A 14,487-nucleotide genomic window follows, 5' to 3' on the forward strand; every position below is an offset into this window, starting at 1 on the left:
GTTCACAGCTATGGCAAGTCTGGCCTGACGGGAGCGCAAGCCTCTGAATAACTCAGTCAACTGACTTTAGCCGAGGTTCCTGCTTTTTCCGGGGTTTGCTGCGCACGGGGCTACGTTTCAGAATTTTCCTGCAGGCTTTGCAGCTCACGCCTGACCATGCTGGCGTAAGCCGCCGGTTGCAACGCGTAAATCTGCGACGCAACCCAACCAAGCCAGGCTCCTTGCAGTTCAGCCTTGCGGGCGAACAAACGCTGCGCTTCGGCGCGTGCGCTGTCGAGATTTTGCGAATGAAAGTCTGCGCGCTTCACTCGCTGGCCTTGAAGGTCACCAATTCGCCCTTGCGCCATTTGGCGGCCTTGGCGGTGACGGCCTTCAAGGTTTTGGTCAGGCCTTCCTGCAGTTGCTCATTGGCGGCGAACACGGTCACCACGTTATGGCCTTCCTTGAACAGGATCGCGTGACCATCGGCCGTACTGCCGAAGGCGTAGTCGCCCAAGCCGTAGACCGTCAGTTTGATGTCGCGAAAACGAATGTCCATCTTGCCGCCTTCGCGGCTGGGCAGAACGGACGCGATGAAATGGTCGCCAACCTTCAGTTTGAGCCCCGGTTTGTCATCGACCACCAATGCACTTTCGGTATCGATTTCGGCGATGTAAATGCCTTCTGCGTTTTGCTCGGTGATGTAAACAAAACGTGATTGAAATTGCTTGACCAGCTTTGCACGCAAATCACCCAGCACGAACAAAGCATGCATATCGAGGTTACTGACTGCCAAAGAAACATCCCCACATTTGAAAAACCGTGCCGCGGAAAAACGCGCACGGCAAAGAAACGGCAATGCCGATGAAACTGCAAAAACACTCAAAAACCCGAAGCGAGCAAAGCGCTCTTGAATCGCGAGGTTCGTAGACTACTGGATTGTCATTGATGAAACCCGCTCTGAAATCGCCAAACCTTGAAGGAAAAAACCTCAAGTGCGACTGGAGCAAATCTGACTACGAACTTTAGGGAAATTTCTCACGAAAAAAAGCATTTTTCCGACATATCGCTGGCGAAAAATTGCTTTAGATAAGCCCGGTCGTCAACAGGTACTGGCGATTCTAGAGCAGCGATGCTCATTACGACTACCCGCAACGGCCGTTAAATCCCGGCCGACTGATGAAAAGGACTTCACATGTGCACTTTGACTCATTTTGCCACGTCGCCTGAGGCGCGAATCAACACACCTCTGACAATGCAGGTTGCCAGCCTGGATCACCTTCCGACATCTTCTAACAATCACCGAACCCCGCATTTTCAGGTGGTGCCGGCGGGCATCGCGTTCTTTCACATCAAAGAGATATCCACGGGACGTGTCAGAGGTTTCCGCGGCAATCACAATGAAGCGTGCGCCCTCGCCCGCTCGCTGGAATCAAAAATCGAACTCCACGCCAACGGCTGCCTCTGATAAGGGGAGTGAACGTACAAGCCGTACCGGCACCGACCCAGGAGTAGATGATGGAACTGCCAACCGAGCTTAACCTGACCACCCTTTTCGATCAGTTGGGCCTGCCGTCCGATGAAGCGTCGATCAATGACTTTGTCGAAGCCCATCCGCTGGACTCTGACACCAAGCTGATCGATGCCGATTTCTGGTCGCCTCAACAAGCGCAACTGCTTAAAGAGTGGCTGCGTGCGGACGGAGAGGAAGCACCAATTGTCGATGAGCTGAACGTGCGCCTGCATCGCGGCAAGTAAGTACGATCAGTGCAGGCTGTCGCCGGGCTCGATGTTCAATTGTTCGAGCCAGGCAGCCTTGCACTCCTCCGCTTCATTGCGACTGGCGAAGGCTGTGCCGCGTCGCTCACCGTTGAGCAAAACCACCCAGCACACACTGCGCCCCATCGCGCGCATTCCGGCCGGGACCCCGCTGCCGATCATCACTGCCACGTCTACCCTGCACTGCATGTGCCCTCCGAAATAATTAGCTACCTAACTAAGTCGTCAGGTTAATGCTTTCCTTCGAGAGGAAACAGCAACCCCCGTGCACAGATTCATTGCGCCAACGGTAACAATCTCAGCGCGGATTATCAGGTTTGTAGCCCAGACGCAAACCGCCCCAGTGTCGTCCCTTGATCATGATCGGCACCGATAGATCATGCATCAGCTCACCGGTGTCGCGCGTGTAAGTCTGCAGCAGCACAGGTTGTTGATGGCTGCCGCAGCGGATGCCGGTGCGGTCGGCGAATTTGCGTTTGGTGCGGTTATTCACCGTGTCGACCTGCACATCACCGGTCAACGGTTGGCTGAATGCCTGATTATGCGTCGGCACATAACCCTGCTGCGTGCATGCGATTGCGAATACCAACCCCTCATGTCGCAGCAATAAAGGCTCTTGAATCGCTGGCAGTACCTGATCGGTATATCGATCGAACCGGGTCTGGAACTTGGCTGGCTGGGTTGCGGGGATCGGCTGGTATGTCCGGTCGAACAAATCATCGAGGCTGATCCGTCCCTGCTCGACATCCGCTTCGAAACGCGCGGCAATCTGGCTCGCACCTTCACGGGCCAAGTCGTAGATACGCTGGTGATAGTCATCCAGGCCGACCTCGGCCAGGCGCTCGCTAATGGTTTCCGCCTGCCCTTCCATCTGCACCGCGGCCTCGGCGAGACGGCGGGTCTGCTGATCGCTGATTGCCAGATCGCTGCGCATTTGCTCGATGGCGATGAACAGCGCGTCAAGCTGCTCGCGATTGGTCTGCGCGCCTCGGGCAATCTCGCTGACCTGGGTTTCCACTCCGGCGGCAAGTCGCGCGATGTTTTCCAGATGCTGACCGGTGTGCTCGACCTGTTCGACGCCGGTGTGCAGATCGCTCGACAACTCGCGAATCTGCCCCACCACTTGCGCGGTGCGTTGCTGAATGTCAGCGACCATCTCACCGACCTCACCCGTGGCCGCCGCCGTGCGTGCTGCCAACCCGCGCACCTCGTCGGCGACCACGGCAAAACCGCGACCGTGCTCGCCGGCCCGGGCGGCTTCAATCGCAGCGTTCAACGCCAACAGATTGGTCTGGCTGGCAATCGATTGAATTACCAGTGTCACGCGCTGAATATCGTCGCTGCGCACACTCAAGGCCTCGATCAATTCGCGACTGGCGTTGGCGCGTTGACTGAGTTGCTGCATGCGCGCAATCGAGTCGAGCAGTTCGCTGCGCCCCGCCGCGCTGCTGTGATGCGCTTGGCTGGCGGCATCCAGCGCATCGCGACTGAGCTGTGAAGTCGCCTGTTCAGTGGCGATCATCACCTCGGCGTTGCTGACGATCTGCGCCGCCGCGTCGAGTTGCGATTCAAGTTTGCCTGCGAGCGCTTTGACCGAGAACGCCACGCCGGCCGCAGACAGTGCGTTGTGGCTGGTGGTATAGGAAAGATCGCGAGTCAGTGCGGACAATGCGCTCGCACTATCGACCGGGGCAGCAGCAGGAGCATTGCGCGAGCGCAGGCGCGGCAGCCAGACAATCAACACCGCCAGCGGCATGCCGATGTACAGCGACCACTCGGCCATGGCCATGCCGGCCAGCAACAGCATCAGGGCGACGCTTTGCAGGGTCGGCGCGATCCAGCGGTTTTTCGGCAAAAGCACTGGTGCAGGCAGCGCCGCAACCAGAGATCCATCTCTCGTCATCTTGATCACCCCACGTTTGTTCTCATTGTTGTGACTGCATTAAACGCCACTACAACGCCATTATCCATGGTCCGTTAGTCGTGGGGTCGGTGGCAGGTCAATGGAACGACGGGGAAATATCGCAGACGAGCAAAAACAAAGATCGCAGCCTTCAGCAACCCCATGTGGGAGCTGCCGAAGGCTGCGATCTTTTCAAGGTGCCCCTGTTGAAGGGGTCACCCCACAGAATCAGGCCTGACGCTGGTGCTTGTCGATCTGCTCGTGACGCTCTTGAGCTTCGATGCAGTACTTGGTGGTCGGGCTGATCAGCAGGCGTTTCAGGCCAATGGCCTCGCCGCTGTCGTCGCACCAGCCAAAGCTGTCGTCCTTGATGCGCTCAAGAGCTTGTTCCAATTGCGGCAGCATGCGCTGGTCGCGATCGATCGCGTTGACCAGCCAGGTGCGCTCTTCTTCAACCGAAGCCGCGTCCGCCGGGTCAGCCGGGGTGTCCAGGCTTTCGATGGCGATACGGTTTTGCTCAATGCGCTCGTGGGTTTCGACTTTCATGTTCTGCAACAGCTCAGTGAAGAAAGCGTGTTGCTCTGCATTCATGTAGTCATCTGCCGGCATAGCCAGCAACTTGTCCTTTGTCATTGATATCTCTATAAAAAAACGTGCATTAAGGCGAATAAGGGAGCGTTTCGGCGAACCGTGTCGGGCCGTCGAAAAGGCATCGTTTTATTGCAAACGCCACCCGGCACTCAATTTACGAGGGGCGGCAGTCTAAGGCCCGATCAAGACCTCAGCAACTGTAAATACAGGGAATTTGTCCGACAGGACCTGGAAACTGCTCTGACACACGCTTCACACGGCCATCGGAGTGCGTTTATAGCAAGAAATTCAGTCGAGCGGCTGTATATAGAAGACAAACGGCTAACCAACCCGCCAGCGACAGCCGGGATTATTCTCGCAAGGTGCATCGTTTCAGCCCGGCAGAGCTTACGCAGCCCTTCTATTATCAGGCCCACCGCGTGCTCAACTCGCCTGAAGGATGCTGCCCATGCCCCGCCCCGCTCTGCCGGCCACAGCCGAAATTTCCTTCGCCAGCGCGCCGGTCAACGCCGAGCGCCTGCTGCAAATGATCAGCGAAGAGTATGACGCCCTGCCGCGCCAGCTCAAACGCGTGGCCAGCTACATCAGCCAACAGAGCGAGCGAATCATGGTCGAGCGCATCAGCGACATCGCCCGCGAGTGCGAAGTGCATCCGTCAGCCATTGTGCGTTTCTCGCAACGTTTCGGGTTCAGCGGCTTCAGCGAGATGCAGGCGCTGTTCCGCCAGGCCTGGACGCACAAAGCCACGCCAGCGCAAAACTATCAGCAACGCATCCGCAGCATGATCGCCAACAACTCGCAGACCGCCAACAACGGCGAACTCGCCCGCGAGTGCATTGATGCAACGCTCTCGGGCATCGAACGCTTGGGCCGCGAACTCGACGAGGCTGCTTTCGATAAAGCCGTCGATCTCATCGTCAATGCCGACGACATTTATGTTGTCGGGGTCCGCCGTTCGTTCGCCGTCGCCGACTATCTGGTTTACAACCTGCAACACACGCAGAAGCGCATTCATCTCGTTTCCGGCATCGGCGGCAGCTATCGCGAGCAAATGCGCAGCGTGCGCGCCAACGATCTGGTGATCGCCATCAGCTTCGTGCCCTACGCCAAGGAAACCCAACACTGCCTGCGCTTCGCCCGGCAGCAGAACGCCAATGCCCTGATCATCACCGACAGCCCTCTTTCGCCACTGGCAAAACTTGCCAATAGCGTGTTGCTGGTCAATGAAGGCAGTGCGCTGGCCTTTCGTTCGCTCAGTGCAACGCTGTGTTTGTGCCAGGCGCTGTTTGTGGCAGTGGCGTATCGGCTGGGCTTGAACGTCGATGAAATTCACGAGCAGGCCGGATTCGACGACTGACAATTGCCTCAGGCTCGGCTAGGTTATGCGTTCCCCACCGGTTCGACTTGAAGGAACGCGTCATGAAACTGATCGGCATGCTCGACTCCCCCTACGTGCGCCGCGTAGCGATCTCCGCCAAATGCCTGGGGATCGACCTCGAACACGAGTCGGTCTCGGTGTTCCGCCATTTCGAGCAATTTCAGCAGATCAACCCGGTGGTCAAGGCGCCCACATTGATCCTCGACGACGGCGTGGTCCTGATGGACTCGACCCTCATCCTCGATTATCTCGAAGCCAGCTCCGGCAAAAGCCTGCTGCCAAGCGATCTCAAACAACGCGCTCAAACCCTGCGCCTGATCGGCCTCAGCCTCGCCGCCTGCGAAAAAGCCGTGCAGCTGTATTACGAACGCAACCTGCGCCCGGCGGAGATTCAATATCAACCTTGGGTTGAACGCGTTGAAGGCCAACTCGCCGCCGCGTTTACAGCGCTTGAAAAGGAACTGGAGCATCGCCAATTCCCCGTCGACGGCTCGCTCGCCCAGGATGGCATCAGCCTGGCGGTTGCCTGGAGCTTCACCGACCTCGTCGTGCCCGATCAGATCGACGCCACACGCTATCCGCGAATTGCCGAATACACCGCCTACGCAGAAAGTACCGATGCGTTCATCAGCACACCGATGAACTGATCATGAGCTCCAACGACAGCGCCGCCCCGGCGTTAAAGGAAATCTTCAATGCCGAGCGCTTGCAGCACATTGCAGACGAAATGAGCGCGGTGTACCCGGCGTTCAAAGCCAAGGCTTTTCTTGCGCACGCCAACCATGGACTGACCGAGATGTCGGTGATGCAACGCATGGCCCGCGTCGCCGAGAGCCTGCACGCCGTGCTGCCGCTGAAGTACGAAGATACGCTCGACGTCTTGCGCGAACTCGCGCCGCGCCTGAACAGCGGCTTCGTCAGCATGTGCCTCCCACATTACGTCGCGAGCTATGGCGGTCACGCCTTCGACACCTCCATGGACGCCTTGAAGTACTTCACCACCTTCGGCTCCTCCGAATTCGCCATCCGCCACTTTCTGCGCAGCGACCTCGAACGCTCACTGGAAAAGATGCACGACTGGACCCGAGACGAAAACCATCACGTGCGTCGCCTCGCCAGCGAAGGCAGCCGCCCTCGCCTGCCCTGGTCGTTTCGCCTGGAAGCGGTACAAGCCAATCCGCAATTGGCCGCCGGGATATTGGATCGGTTGAAGGCGGACGAGAGCTTGTACGTGCGCAAGTCCGTGGCGAATCATTTGAATGATGTGACGAAAGTGCATCCGGGGTGGGTGTTGGACACGGTTGAAGGTTGGTCGCTGAACAACAAGCACACGGCCTGGATTGCCAAGCATGCGCTGCGCAGTTTGATCAAACAGGGCGACGTGCGCGCGCTGACGGTGATTGGCGCAGGGGCGAAGGCTGAGGTTGAGTTGTTGGATGTGCGGGTCGAGCCGGCGGTGGTGAGGTTGGGGGAAGCGATTACTTTGTCGTTTGTGGTGAAGTCCACGGTGGCGCATGAGCAGCGGTTGGTGATTGATTATGCGATTGACTATGTGAAGGCGAATGGCGGGGTTTCGGGGAAGGTTTTCAAGTTGAAGACTTTGGGATTAGCGGGGTTCGGGACTGAGGTAGTGCGACGGAATCAAGTCATCAAGGATTTTACGACGCGCAAGCATTTCGCTGGGCGGCATGGGGTGCAGGTGATGGTTAATGGGGAGGTGTTGGGGAGTGCGGCGTTTGAGGTTTTGATTTGAGGCGTGAGTTATTTATTCACCGAACGGAGGGTAGCGGATCAGTGCACTGGCGGCCGTGCTTCGACATTGCGCACGGCGGCACAGTGGACGAAGCACGGCTTCAGCGCTTACCAACTTCCGTACGGAATGCCGAATTTCTCGATATAGCGCTTGGACTTTTCACTGACGGGATATGCGTAGCGACCATCGTTTTTCCCAAGCTCCGGCCCTAGCGGCTCAATCTCGCCTTGCGCTCGAGCAACCTTTATCGGTCGATGACATGAGTCTCTCACCCACACCTGAACAACACCGCCCGGAGCAAGTCCCAGGTAAACAGAGGCCATGAAGCGTGCTGTCCTGTCAGGTCTCTCGGGGCACCGTTGATTGGTAGAAGTCACCATTATCTGTCTGGCATTCTCTGGAATATCCACCCACGCTTGCCACGTTTTCTGTTCAACGATTGATTGCCAGCGAACGTAGATACGAATGGGTAGATCGGCCCCCACCACTCTTTTACCGCTGCCCCCCACCCCTGTCCAGCCGCGGGCAGAGTCAGTACCGTCTTCAGGCTCTCCGCCAGCAGCAGTCCCTCCACCGGTTCTAAAGAAAACTCTGCCGGTTATGTCCTGCACCGAACTGTCCTCCACCCATACCTTCATGTAATCGGGCTCAGTGAAAGCCAGCTCCCACCATTTCGATTTTGGATCGCTCTTGGCTGAGAGCAGATCAGAAGACTGGCAACCCGTTATGCAGACGCCAAGTAGCAGGGCGACAAATAATTTCATTACCAAAGAGTCCAGTCAGGTACGTGAGGATGCTGCACGCGAATCGCGTCTGCGGTGGGCGCATTGATATAGACGGCGCGGACTCCACTGCCATCTCTTCTTCCAAGAGGGTGATTCCAATTTGCGGACATGTGAATGTATTTCAACCTCAGCAGGTTCTCCTCTTGCTGAGTTGTGGTGTAGTCACCTGCGACAAATCGATCGCACAACGCCTGAAGCTCTGACGGGACCGCCAAAGCAGCCGTGGCTGGAATATCATCGAAGCGAACCCCCTTCTCTTTTGCCAAGCTATGCATCACCCGAAGATATACCCTCGACAACAACCCGCTTACGGTACGTTTGAGTTGCAGAGCTGCATAGACGCGCTTTCTACGGGGACTGAGCCGGTCCTGTTGATCGACGGGCAGGAGAAGCGCGTCCGGCGTAACAATTTCCAGCAGATCTTCGGGCCACCCCCTTGAGATCCACTCATTTTTAATAACCATGGCATCGCGGTAGATCGACGTAGTAGATACATCAGTAAACTTCGAGACCTCAAGCGTTTGCATTGGACTGACGAGTACACACTCCTCAATGTCATCGCGGTAACCGCCGCCGATGTCGGAATGCACCCCTGGAAGAATGACTTCCAAGTGGTCGGCTTTAACGCGACTCAATGCGAAATTAGCGCGATATTCGTCCCGCGCCGACAGCTGAACGACGTCAGTAAAAAACCGCCGGTCGAGGTAGAGCTTGATACCCGTGGCCACAGGACTCTTAACGTTGCCAAAATTCGACCAGCCTGCAACCGACGGCACAGTGTCGAACAGCCCGATGAATCCCATGTTGATGCTGCCTTGGTACTGATCGATGAAGGTGCGACTAAAGTCGCTCGCATTGTTGCGCAATACATCTCCGAGTGGCCCTTGTTTTCCGCGGACGACTGCATTGGCAAAATGCCTCGCGGCAGCTGCGCCGCGACTAAATCCGAACGTATCGAAAGTCAGAGAGGTAATTTCACTGTTTGGATTTTCGTTAATTACATCTTCAATACGCGATTTGATTTCGCTGAATGATTGTTGCACACGACCCGCTATACCCGTGTCTCCGCGGCCCGTGCCCGCTCCGAATGTACTGTCCTCTTCTCCCGATTGAGTGCCAATCCCCTCTATGTACACCCTGCGAAACGCCCGCTTGTGCGAGCCGTCTCCTTCGGCTTTCTGAGGTGCGAAGTACAGTTCACTCAGTTTGTAAACGTTGGTTGTTTCATTGGCATAGCTACTATCTGGATTGCGCATGTAGGGCTTGCAACTGGCATCGATATCTTCAGGCGCAATCGGATGCTGTGCACCACACAACAACCCCGCAGCAGAGTTGTTCGCATTGTTGCCCGTGCCATCAAAGAAAACCCCGATCCTCAACGCAATCCCGATCTTCTCAGGTTCGCGCGCGGGTTCTTTCCCGTGTTTCTCATACTCGGCCCAATGCTGGGCGTGTATGTCGACGGGTTTGGCTTCTTCGTAACGATAATTTTTCGGGGGGGTTGGGTACGTAGCCACTCATCCGTGATTCCTGGTTCTGATCCTTGAGAACGGCCCGAAGGGTGACAGCCGAGACTGGGAGACGCAAGCTGTGGCCGCGTGCCAGCTAGGGTGGGCGGACGGGGTTCGACGAGGGCTTCCCCTCGCCGGGGTGCGGGTTAGCTGGCGATTTCGACGTTATCCAGTGCTTGGTTGACGGCGCAAGGCGTTGTAGGGCTTGGAAATGGCATTGAATATCAAATTCCAACGGCCGCTGTTTAAAAAAAACGTAACGGTGAAACTTAGTGCCCCGAAGGCTTTCAGCCTCAGGTGTTTCGATGAGTAAGTACCTGACATGGAATCCACGCCAGGCACGACTTCAGCTGAATGCTTATCGTGCATCCTCAACCGCGACTTTACTGATTGAGCTGCTGACCGTCGGATGTCAAACGGATACTTCAGTCACTTGATGGTGGCAACGATCAGAAACTCTAAGTTGCGTGTAATCAACAACCTCGTCCCCCACCAACCAAGTACGGTCCTTGAAGCTATATTTGACCGCTTCATTCCTTCCGTCCAAACCGATGTGTCGAACGTCGACGTCCAAAAAGGTAAATTTAACCAGTGCGGCAGCCAACGTATTGGCTGCATCATCGGGCGCTTCAAAAAACCGTCCATCGACGCCATCGAAATAAATGGTCTGGAAGGCCAGATCCACAGCATTGACCACGCCTTTCTCAGTGATGACACGCACTTGACCGACAGCTTCATCCGGACTTTCGGAATCAGGCAGATGTACCGTGCACGTGCCAATTTTCAGCTTGTTTTCTTCCAGCTTTACTTCGATGCTGCCCAGTGCAGTCGCATCGAACTCCCAGTTCGATTTACGCTTCCTTCCCGTCTCATTTTGAAAGACCGATGTCTTGATGTGAATTGTTGCCCCTGCCAAGAGATGAATCAGATAATGACCACCACCCTTGCCTTGCAGACTAACTACGGTTTCTTCGGCTGGGGATGGATGGAAATTAATGCAGGCTGCCATGACATCCAGCTCTAATGTTTCGATGCTGTCAGAAGTGTTGTTGTGCAAGTTTGTCATTGTATCGCTCCGAAAATTGCCGACTCAGTTATCTGAAATGAGAGTGCGGCTCTGTGATCAAACGTTCATAGAGCGATGTTCGACAAAGTGAAGCTATCGTGTGCGGTATATATGTATGTCACCTGGAAGAATGCCTACCCCGACGAGAGCGAAGGTTGCGATTATTGTTCGCTATGTTGATGAATCATTTGAGGCGTTGTGCTCAGCGCGGTAGAAAGCAGGAGGCCGAGCCTTTTTTTTGTCTCCGCTCATGCTGTTGGCTCCGTTTGCTTGCTCATCGACAAAACCGGCGAAGACTCCACGGGATTCAATTCTCGAACATCCTGAACCCGTTCCTCCAGATCATAGGCGGCCAGATCAACATAGCGTTTTATCCGCAGTCTTTGATAGGGCGTGCTTTGAATGCCGTCCCAGACCAGCCAGTAGATGAACAATGCCCCCGCAACGGGCATGAGGACGAGCGCGCCCTTTGGACCCAAAAAGAACTTCGTCGCTTTGATCAGCTCAGTGGACAGCCCGATCATCAGTCCGAAGAGGGAAACGAAGCCCAGATTTTGTGATAGGGCAGGTTTGACTGGCGCGACGGTCAGGTCTGAATACGCCGACAGCTCCCGCAGTTTGGCGGACGTGTAGCCTTCCTCCTTCACAATCTGCAAAAAGAACGCATAACAAAGAATGTTCTCTTGTTCGCCCCAGGGTTGCTGGTCGATGGCATGTTCCGCGAACTGCGTGGGATAAACCGTGCGAATAGCGTGAAGTCGAGTGAAGAACAATCCGCCTGCCCACACCGCAAGCAAGGCATAGGAGATCGGGACGAGGATCGGGTACTTGATACCGAAGGCCGACAAAACAACAAGGGGCAGCGTTGAAGCGGCGGCCGTCCACATTGGCCATAAACGGCGAGCATTTTTCCATGTAAACAGCAACTTGTTCGGCTGTTTGCGGCTGCGTTTGTACAGCGCCGTCAATTCCGCCCATTCCTTGAATTTCATGACCAACACTTCCTTGAGTTTACCCGTCACATGGTGATGACCGGTATCCTAGGTGAATCGGCCAGCATTTGCAGCCGGCTCATTCATGCTGCAAAAGCGCCACTCAAATCGAACGCTGGTTAACCCGCGCCATCAACTGTTCAGCACTCTCCTTGCGCTCGGAATAACGATCGACCAGATGCGCCTGCTGCCCCCGCAGCAGCACGGTGAACTTCACCAACTCCTCGATCACATCCACCACCCGATCGTAAAACGGCGAGGGTTTCATCCGCCCTTCTTCATCGAACTCCATGTAGGCCTTGGGTACAGAGGACTGATTGGGGATGGTGAACATGCGCATCCAGCGGCCGAGGACGCGTAGTTGGTTGACCACGTTGAACGACTGCGAGCCGCCGCAGACTTGCATCACCGCCAGGGTTTTGCCTTGGGTCGGGCGCACAGCGCCGAGTTCCAGCGGGATCCAGTCGATCTGCGCCTTGAACACGGCGGACATCGCGCCGTGGCGTTCTGGCGAGCACCAGACCTGGCCTTCCGACCACAGCACCAGATCGCGCAGTTCCTGGACCTTGGGATGGTCGACGGGAACGTCATCGGGCAGTGGCAGGCCGGACGGATTGAAGATGCGCGTTTCGGCGCCGAAGTGTTCAAGCAGGCGTGCGGCCTCCTCGACCAGCAAGCGGCTGAACGAGCGCTCGCGGGTCGAGCCGTAGAGAAGAAGGATGCGCGGTTTGTGTTCGCCGACATTCGATGGCTTAACAGCGTCGATCAGACTTGCGTCGAGGTTGGGCAAATGATTTGTCATTTAGCCTCCTTACAGCGTGCCGATGCGATCGAGTTCGGCTTTCAGTTGCTCGCGACTGAGCGAGTGAAACGGCAGATCGAGGAAGGCTTGGCAGCGTTCACCGATGCGCATCAAAGTGGCTTGGAATGCCGCGTCGATTGCCGCTTCGTCGCCCTGCACTTCGGACGGATCTCCCAGTCCCCAATGCGTTTTCAGTGCCGGGCCGAAATACACCGGACAGGTTTCCCCGGCGGCTTTGTCGCAGACAGTGATGACGATATCCGGCGGGTTGTTTGCGAAGGCATCGTTGCCTTTGCTGTGCAACCCGTCGATGGCGATGCCGTGCTTTTGCAACGTCGACAGGCTGCGCGGCAGAACCTGGCCTTTGGGAAAACTGCCGGCACTCACCGCTTGGAAACCAGCGGGAGCCAGGTGATTGAACATGGCTTCGGAAAGAATGCTGCGGCAGCTGTTGGCCGTGCACATGAACAGGACTCGCATCGATGCGCTCCGTAGAAAGTGGAAGATTCAGCAGCAGGCGCGTTCGCGCACGGGACGGCCATCCATGTTTTGCAGGCGCGCGGCGTTGTCCTTGAGCCAATCGGCATTGGCCTTCGCGGTCACCTGAAGGATTTCGCCGATCCATGCCGGCAGCTCCGGGTTCAGGCGGTAATACACCCACTGGCCCTGACGGCGGTCGAGCAGCAAACCATTACTGCGCAGCTGCGCGAGATGGCGGCTGATTTTCGGCTGGCCGTCATCGAGCGCACACATCAGCTCGCAGACGCAGAGCTCACCTTGCCCAGCGATGAGCAAGATGGCGCGGACGCGGGTTTCGTCGGCGAGGCTTTTGAAGACTTCGGTGGGGGTGATTATGGTGATCGGCTCGCCATATGCGGGAAAACGAATATACGGATATCCATATATTTATCAACCCGCGAAAGCAGCCAGGATGAATACCCCTGTGGGAGCGAGCCTGCTCGCGAAAGGGGTGTGTCAGTCAGCATCGATGTTGCTGAAAGATTGCCTTCGCGAGCAGGCTCGCTCCCACAGGGGGGACGGAATGCATCAGGTTAGCCGCGCAATAGACCCTGCTCTGCCTCACACAACCCCACCACATAATCCCAGACCACCCGCAGCCGCACCGATTTGTGCAGCTCCCGCCGTGTGCTGATCCAGTAGCTGCGCTCGATGCTTTCATCCGGCAACAGCGCCACCAGATTCGGGTCGGACGCGGCCATGTAACACGGCAGCACAGCGATGCCCAATCCTGATCGAGCGGCTTCCTGCTGGGCGATGACGCTGGTGCTGTGAAACACCACACGCGGGCTGCGACAGAAGCTGTTGAGGAACATCAGTTCCTGACTGAACAGCAGATCGTCGACATAACCGATCCAGGCATGTCGGCCCAGGTCTTCGCGGCTGTGCAGCGGCGGCGCTTTGTCGAGGTAGGTTTGGCTGGCGTACAGCGCGAGTCGATAGTCGGTGAGTTTGCGCGTGACCAGCATGTCGGCGGATGGGCGTTCGAGGTGGATGCTGATTTCCGCTTCGCGGTTGAGGATGCTGACGAAGCGCGGCACGGCGACCAGTTCCACCTCCAGCCCGGGGTAGCGCTCGAACAGACCGATCATGCGGCTGGCGAGGAACTTGATGCCGAGGCCTTCGGTGACGCCGACGCGGATCTTGCCCAGCGGCGCGGTGGACTGGGTGATTTCTTCCTGCGCCAGCAACGCGACGTTTTCCATCGCTTCGGCGTGCTTGAGCAGTGCCTCCCCCGCCGGGGTCATTTCATAGCCCTGGGCGTGCTGGACGAACAGCGCAGTGCCGAGACTTTTTTCGATCGATTCAATATGCCGCGCCACTGTCGCGTGGGTTGTATTGAGCCGGCGCGCGGCGGTGAGCAGGCGGCCGCTGCGTTGCAGCTCGAGAAAAAAGCGCAGGTCGTTCCAGTCGAACATGGCAGGTCCTT

17 protein-coding genes and 1 pseudogene are annotated in these 14,487 nt (G+C 56.8%); 5 read left to right on the forward strand and 13 right to left on the reverse strand.

The annotated features are described in order from the left end of the window. Window positions 1-110 precede the first annotated feature (110 nt). Both PS14A_RS14425 and PS14A_RS14430 read right to left on the reverse strand, forming a co-directional pair. On the reverse strand, window positions 111-308 hold the full coding sequence (locus PS14A_RS14425) for a hypothetical protein (RefSeq protein ID WP_137214924.1): 198 nt from the start codon (window positions 306-308) through the stop codon (window positions 111-113). Continuing rightward, a complete protein-coding gene (locus PS14A_RS14430) occupies window positions 305-754 on the reverse strand; it encodes a hypothetical protein (protein ID WP_212616575.1) in 450 nt (149 codons plus the stop codon). The genes PS14A_RS14425 and PS14A_RS14430 overlap by 4 nt, the downstream gene beginning before the upstream one ends. Before the next feature lie 420 nt (window positions 755-1,174). Here PS14A_RS14430 and PS14A_RS14435 point away from each other — a divergent pair, with 420 nt between their 5' ends. Both PS14A_RS14435 and PS14A_RS14440 read left to right on the forward strand, forming a co-directional pair. Then, window positions 1,175-1,447 carry a hypothetical protein gene (locus tag PS14A_RS14435; RefSeq protein ID WP_130910012.1) on the forward strand — a complete coding sequence of 91 codons (273 nt, stop codon included), beginning with the start codon at window positions 1,175-1,177 and terminating at the stop codon, window positions 1,445-1,447. A 50-nt stretch (window positions 1,448-1,497) separates the two neighbouring features. Further along, window positions 1,498-1,737 (forward strand): DUF2789 family protein, encoded by a 240-nt coding sequence (locus PS14A_RS14440; RefSeq protein WP_137214922.1) that lies wholly within the window; start codon window positions 1,498-1,500, stop codon window positions 1,735-1,737. Window positions 1,738-1,743: 6 nt separating this feature from the next. On the opposite strand, the gene PS14A_RS14445 is transcribed toward PS14A_RS14440, so the two are convergent. The 3 genes from PS14A_RS14445 to PS14A_RS14455 all read right to left on the reverse strand — a co-directional run bounded on the left by PS14A_RS14445 (window position 1,744) and on the right by PS14A_RS14455 (window position 4,294). Next, a complete protein-coding gene (locus tag PS14A_RS14445) occupies window positions 1,744-1,947 on the reverse strand; it encodes a hypothetical protein (RefSeq protein ID WP_137214921.1) in 204 nt (67 codons plus the stop codon). Between the two features lie 109 nt (window positions 1,948-2,056). Continuing rightward, window positions 2,057-3,661 (reverse strand): methyl-accepting chemotaxis protein, encoded by a 1,605-nt coding sequence (locus tag PS14A_RS14450; RefSeq protein WP_212616554.1) that lies wholly within the window; start codon window positions 3,659-3,661, stop codon window positions 2,057-2,059. Window positions 3,662-3,889: 228 nt separating this feature from the next. Further along, a complete protein-coding gene (locus PS14A_RS14455) occupies window positions 3,890-4,294 on the reverse strand; it encodes a TraR/DksA family transcriptional regulator (RefSeq protein WP_016775095.1) in 405 nt (134 codons plus the stop codon). Window positions 4,295-4,700: 406 nt separating this feature from the next. Here PS14A_RS14455 and PS14A_RS14460 point away from each other — a divergent pair, with 406 nt between their 5' ends. From PS14A_RS14460 to PS14A_RS14470, 3 genes are all read left to right on the forward strand, one after another. Further along, window positions 4,701-5,609, forward strand: a complete 909-nt coding sequence (locus PS14A_RS14460) for a MurR/RpiR family transcriptional regulator (protein ID WP_130910008.1) — start codon at window positions 4,701-4,703, stop codon at window positions 5,607-5,609. Window positions 5,610-5,671: 62 nt separating this feature from the next. Next, complete coding sequence (locus PS14A_RS14465) at window positions 5,672-6,277, forward strand: glutathione S-transferase (RefSeq protein ID WP_212616555.1); 606 nt, start codon at window positions 5,672-5,674, stop codon at window positions 6,275-6,277. A gap of 2 nt (window positions 6,278-6,279) precedes the next feature. Beyond that, the gene (locus PS14A_RS14470) at window positions 6,280-7,383 is read left to right on the forward strand and encodes a DNA alkylation repair protein (RefSeq protein ID WP_212616556.1); all 1,104 of its coding nucleotides are present in this window, start codon (window positions 6,280-6,282) and stop codon (window positions 7,381-7,383) included. A 107-nt stretch (window positions 7,384-7,490) separates the two neighbouring features. Here the strand turns inward: PS14A_RS14470 and PS14A_RS14475 are convergent, their stop codons facing one another. The 8 genes and pseudogenes from PS14A_RS14475 to PS14A_RS14510 form a co-directional block, all read right to left on the reverse strand. Beyond that, complete coding sequence (locus PS14A_RS14475) at window positions 7,491-8,147, reverse strand: DUF2931 family protein (protein ID WP_130911181.1); 657 nt, start codon at window positions 8,145-8,147, stop codon at window positions 7,491-7,493. Continuing rightward, window positions 8,147-9,689, reverse strand: a pseudogene (locus tag PS14A_RS14480) (DUF2235 domain-containing protein). Before PS14A_RS14480 ends, PS14A_RS14475 begins: the two are co-directional and overlap by 1 nt. Before the next feature lie 402 nt (window positions 9,690-10,091). Continuing rightward, window positions 10,092-10,745 (reverse strand): hypothetical protein, encoded by a 654-nt coding sequence (locus tag PS14A_RS14485; protein ID WP_130910157.1) that lies wholly within the window; start codon window positions 10,743-10,745, stop codon window positions 10,092-10,094. Between the two features lie 248 nt (window positions 10,746-10,993). Then, window positions 10,994-11,737, reverse strand: a complete 744-nt coding sequence (locus tag PS14A_RS14490) for a hypothetical protein (protein WP_212616557.1) — start codon at window positions 11,735-11,737, stop codon at window positions 10,994-10,996. Window positions 11,738-11,840: 103 nt separating this feature from the next. Further along, a complete protein-coding gene (gene arsH, locus PS14A_RS14495) occupies window positions 11,841-12,539 on the reverse strand; it encodes an arsenical resistance protein ArsH (protein ID WP_212616558.1) in 699 nt (232 codons plus the stop codon). Window positions 12,540-12,548: 9 nt separating this feature from the next. Beyond that, window positions 12,549-13,019 (reverse strand): arsenate reductase ArsC, encoded by a 471-nt coding sequence (locus PS14A_RS14500; RefSeq protein WP_212616559.1) that lies wholly within the window; start codon window positions 13,017-13,019, stop codon window positions 12,549-12,551. A 27-nt stretch (window positions 13,020-13,046) separates the two neighbouring features. Further along, window positions 13,047-13,394 carry a metalloregulator ArsR/SmtB family transcription factor gene (locus PS14A_RS14505; protein WP_212616577.1) on the reverse strand — a complete coding sequence of 116 codons (348 nt, stop codon included), beginning with the start codon at window positions 13,392-13,394 and terminating at the stop codon, window positions 13,047-13,049. Window positions 13,395-13,591: 197 nt separating this feature from the next. After that, window positions 13,592-14,476 (reverse strand): LysR family transcriptional regulator, encoded by an 885-nt coding sequence (locus PS14A_RS14510; protein WP_122703935.1) that lies wholly within the window; start codon window positions 14,474-14,476, stop codon window positions 13,592-13,594. Between the last annotated feature and the right edge of the window lie 11 nt (window positions 14,477-14,487).

It is taken from the genome of Pseudomonas sp. 14A (assembly GCF_018132745.1).
Classification (GTDB): Bacteria; Pseudomonadota; Gammaproteobacteria; order Pseudomonadales; family Pseudomonadaceae; genus Aquipseudomonas; species Aquipseudomonas mercuritolerans.

What these genes read in the sequence shown, in the direction of transcription:
- arsH (WP_212616558.1), bottom strand. Translation starts at nt 12,539, where the DNA reads ATGACAAATCATTTGCCCAACCTCGACGCAAGTCTGATCGACGCTGTT.
- PS14A_RS14440 (WP_137214922.1), top strand. Translation starts at nt 1,498, where the DNA reads ATGGAACTGCCAACCGAGCTTAACCTGACCACCCTTTTCGATCAGTTG.
- PS14A_RS14430 (WP_212616575.1), bottom strand. Translation starts at nt 754, where the DNA reads ATGCATGCTTTGTTCGTGCTGGGTGATTTGCGTGCAAAGCTGGTCAAG.
- PS14A_RS14510 (WP_122703935.1), bottom strand. Translation starts at nt 14,476, where the DNA reads ATGTTCGACTGGAACGACCTGCGCTTTTTTCTCGAGCTGCAACGCAGC.
- PS14A_RS14435 (WP_130910012.1), top strand. Translation starts at nt 1,175, where the DNA reads ATGTGCACTTTGACTCATTTTGCCACGTCGCCTGAGGCGCGAATCAAC.
- PS14A_RS14450 (WP_212616554.1), bottom strand. Translation starts at nt 3,661, where the DNA reads ATGACGAGAGATGGATCTCTGGTTGCGGCGCTGCCTGCACCAGTGCTT.
- PS14A_RS14500 (WP_212616559.1), bottom strand. Translation starts at nt 13,019, where the DNA reads ATGCGAGTCCTGTTCATGTGCACGGCCAACAGCTGCCGCAGCATTCTT.
- PS14A_RS14445 (WP_137214921.1), bottom strand. Translation starts at nt 1,947, where the DNA reads ATGCAGTGCAGGGTAGACGTGGCAGTGATGATCGGCAGCGGGGTCCCG.
- PS14A_RS14465 (WP_212616555.1), top strand. Translation starts at nt 5,672, where the DNA reads ATGAAACTGATCGGCATGCTCGACTCCCCCTACGTGCGCCGCGTAGCG.
- PS14A_RS14470 (WP_212616556.1), top strand. Translation starts at nt 6,280, where the DNA reads ATGAGCTCCAACGACAGCGCCGCCCCGGCGTTAAAGGAAATCTTCAAT.
- PS14A_RS14475 (WP_130911181.1), bottom strand. Translation starts at nt 8,147, where the DNA reads ATGAAATTATTTGTCGCCCTGCTACTTGGCGTCTGCATAACGGGTTGC.
- PS14A_RS14460 (WP_130910008.1), top strand. Translation starts at nt 4,701, where the DNA reads ATGCCCCGCCCCGCTCTGCCGGCCACAGCCGAAATTTCCTTCGCCAGC.
- PS14A_RS14490 (WP_212616557.1), bottom strand. Translation starts at nt 11,737, where the DNA reads ATGAAATTCAAGGAATGGGCGGAATTGACGGCGCTGTACAAACGCAGC.
- PS14A_RS14485 (WP_130910157.1), bottom strand. Translation starts at nt 10,745, where the DNA reads ATGACAAACTTGCACAACAACACTTCTGACAGCATCGAAACATTAGAG.
- PS14A_RS14455 (WP_016775095.1), bottom strand. Translation starts at nt 4,294, where the DNA reads ATGACAAAGGACAAGTTGCTGGCTATGCCGGCAGATGACTACATGAAT.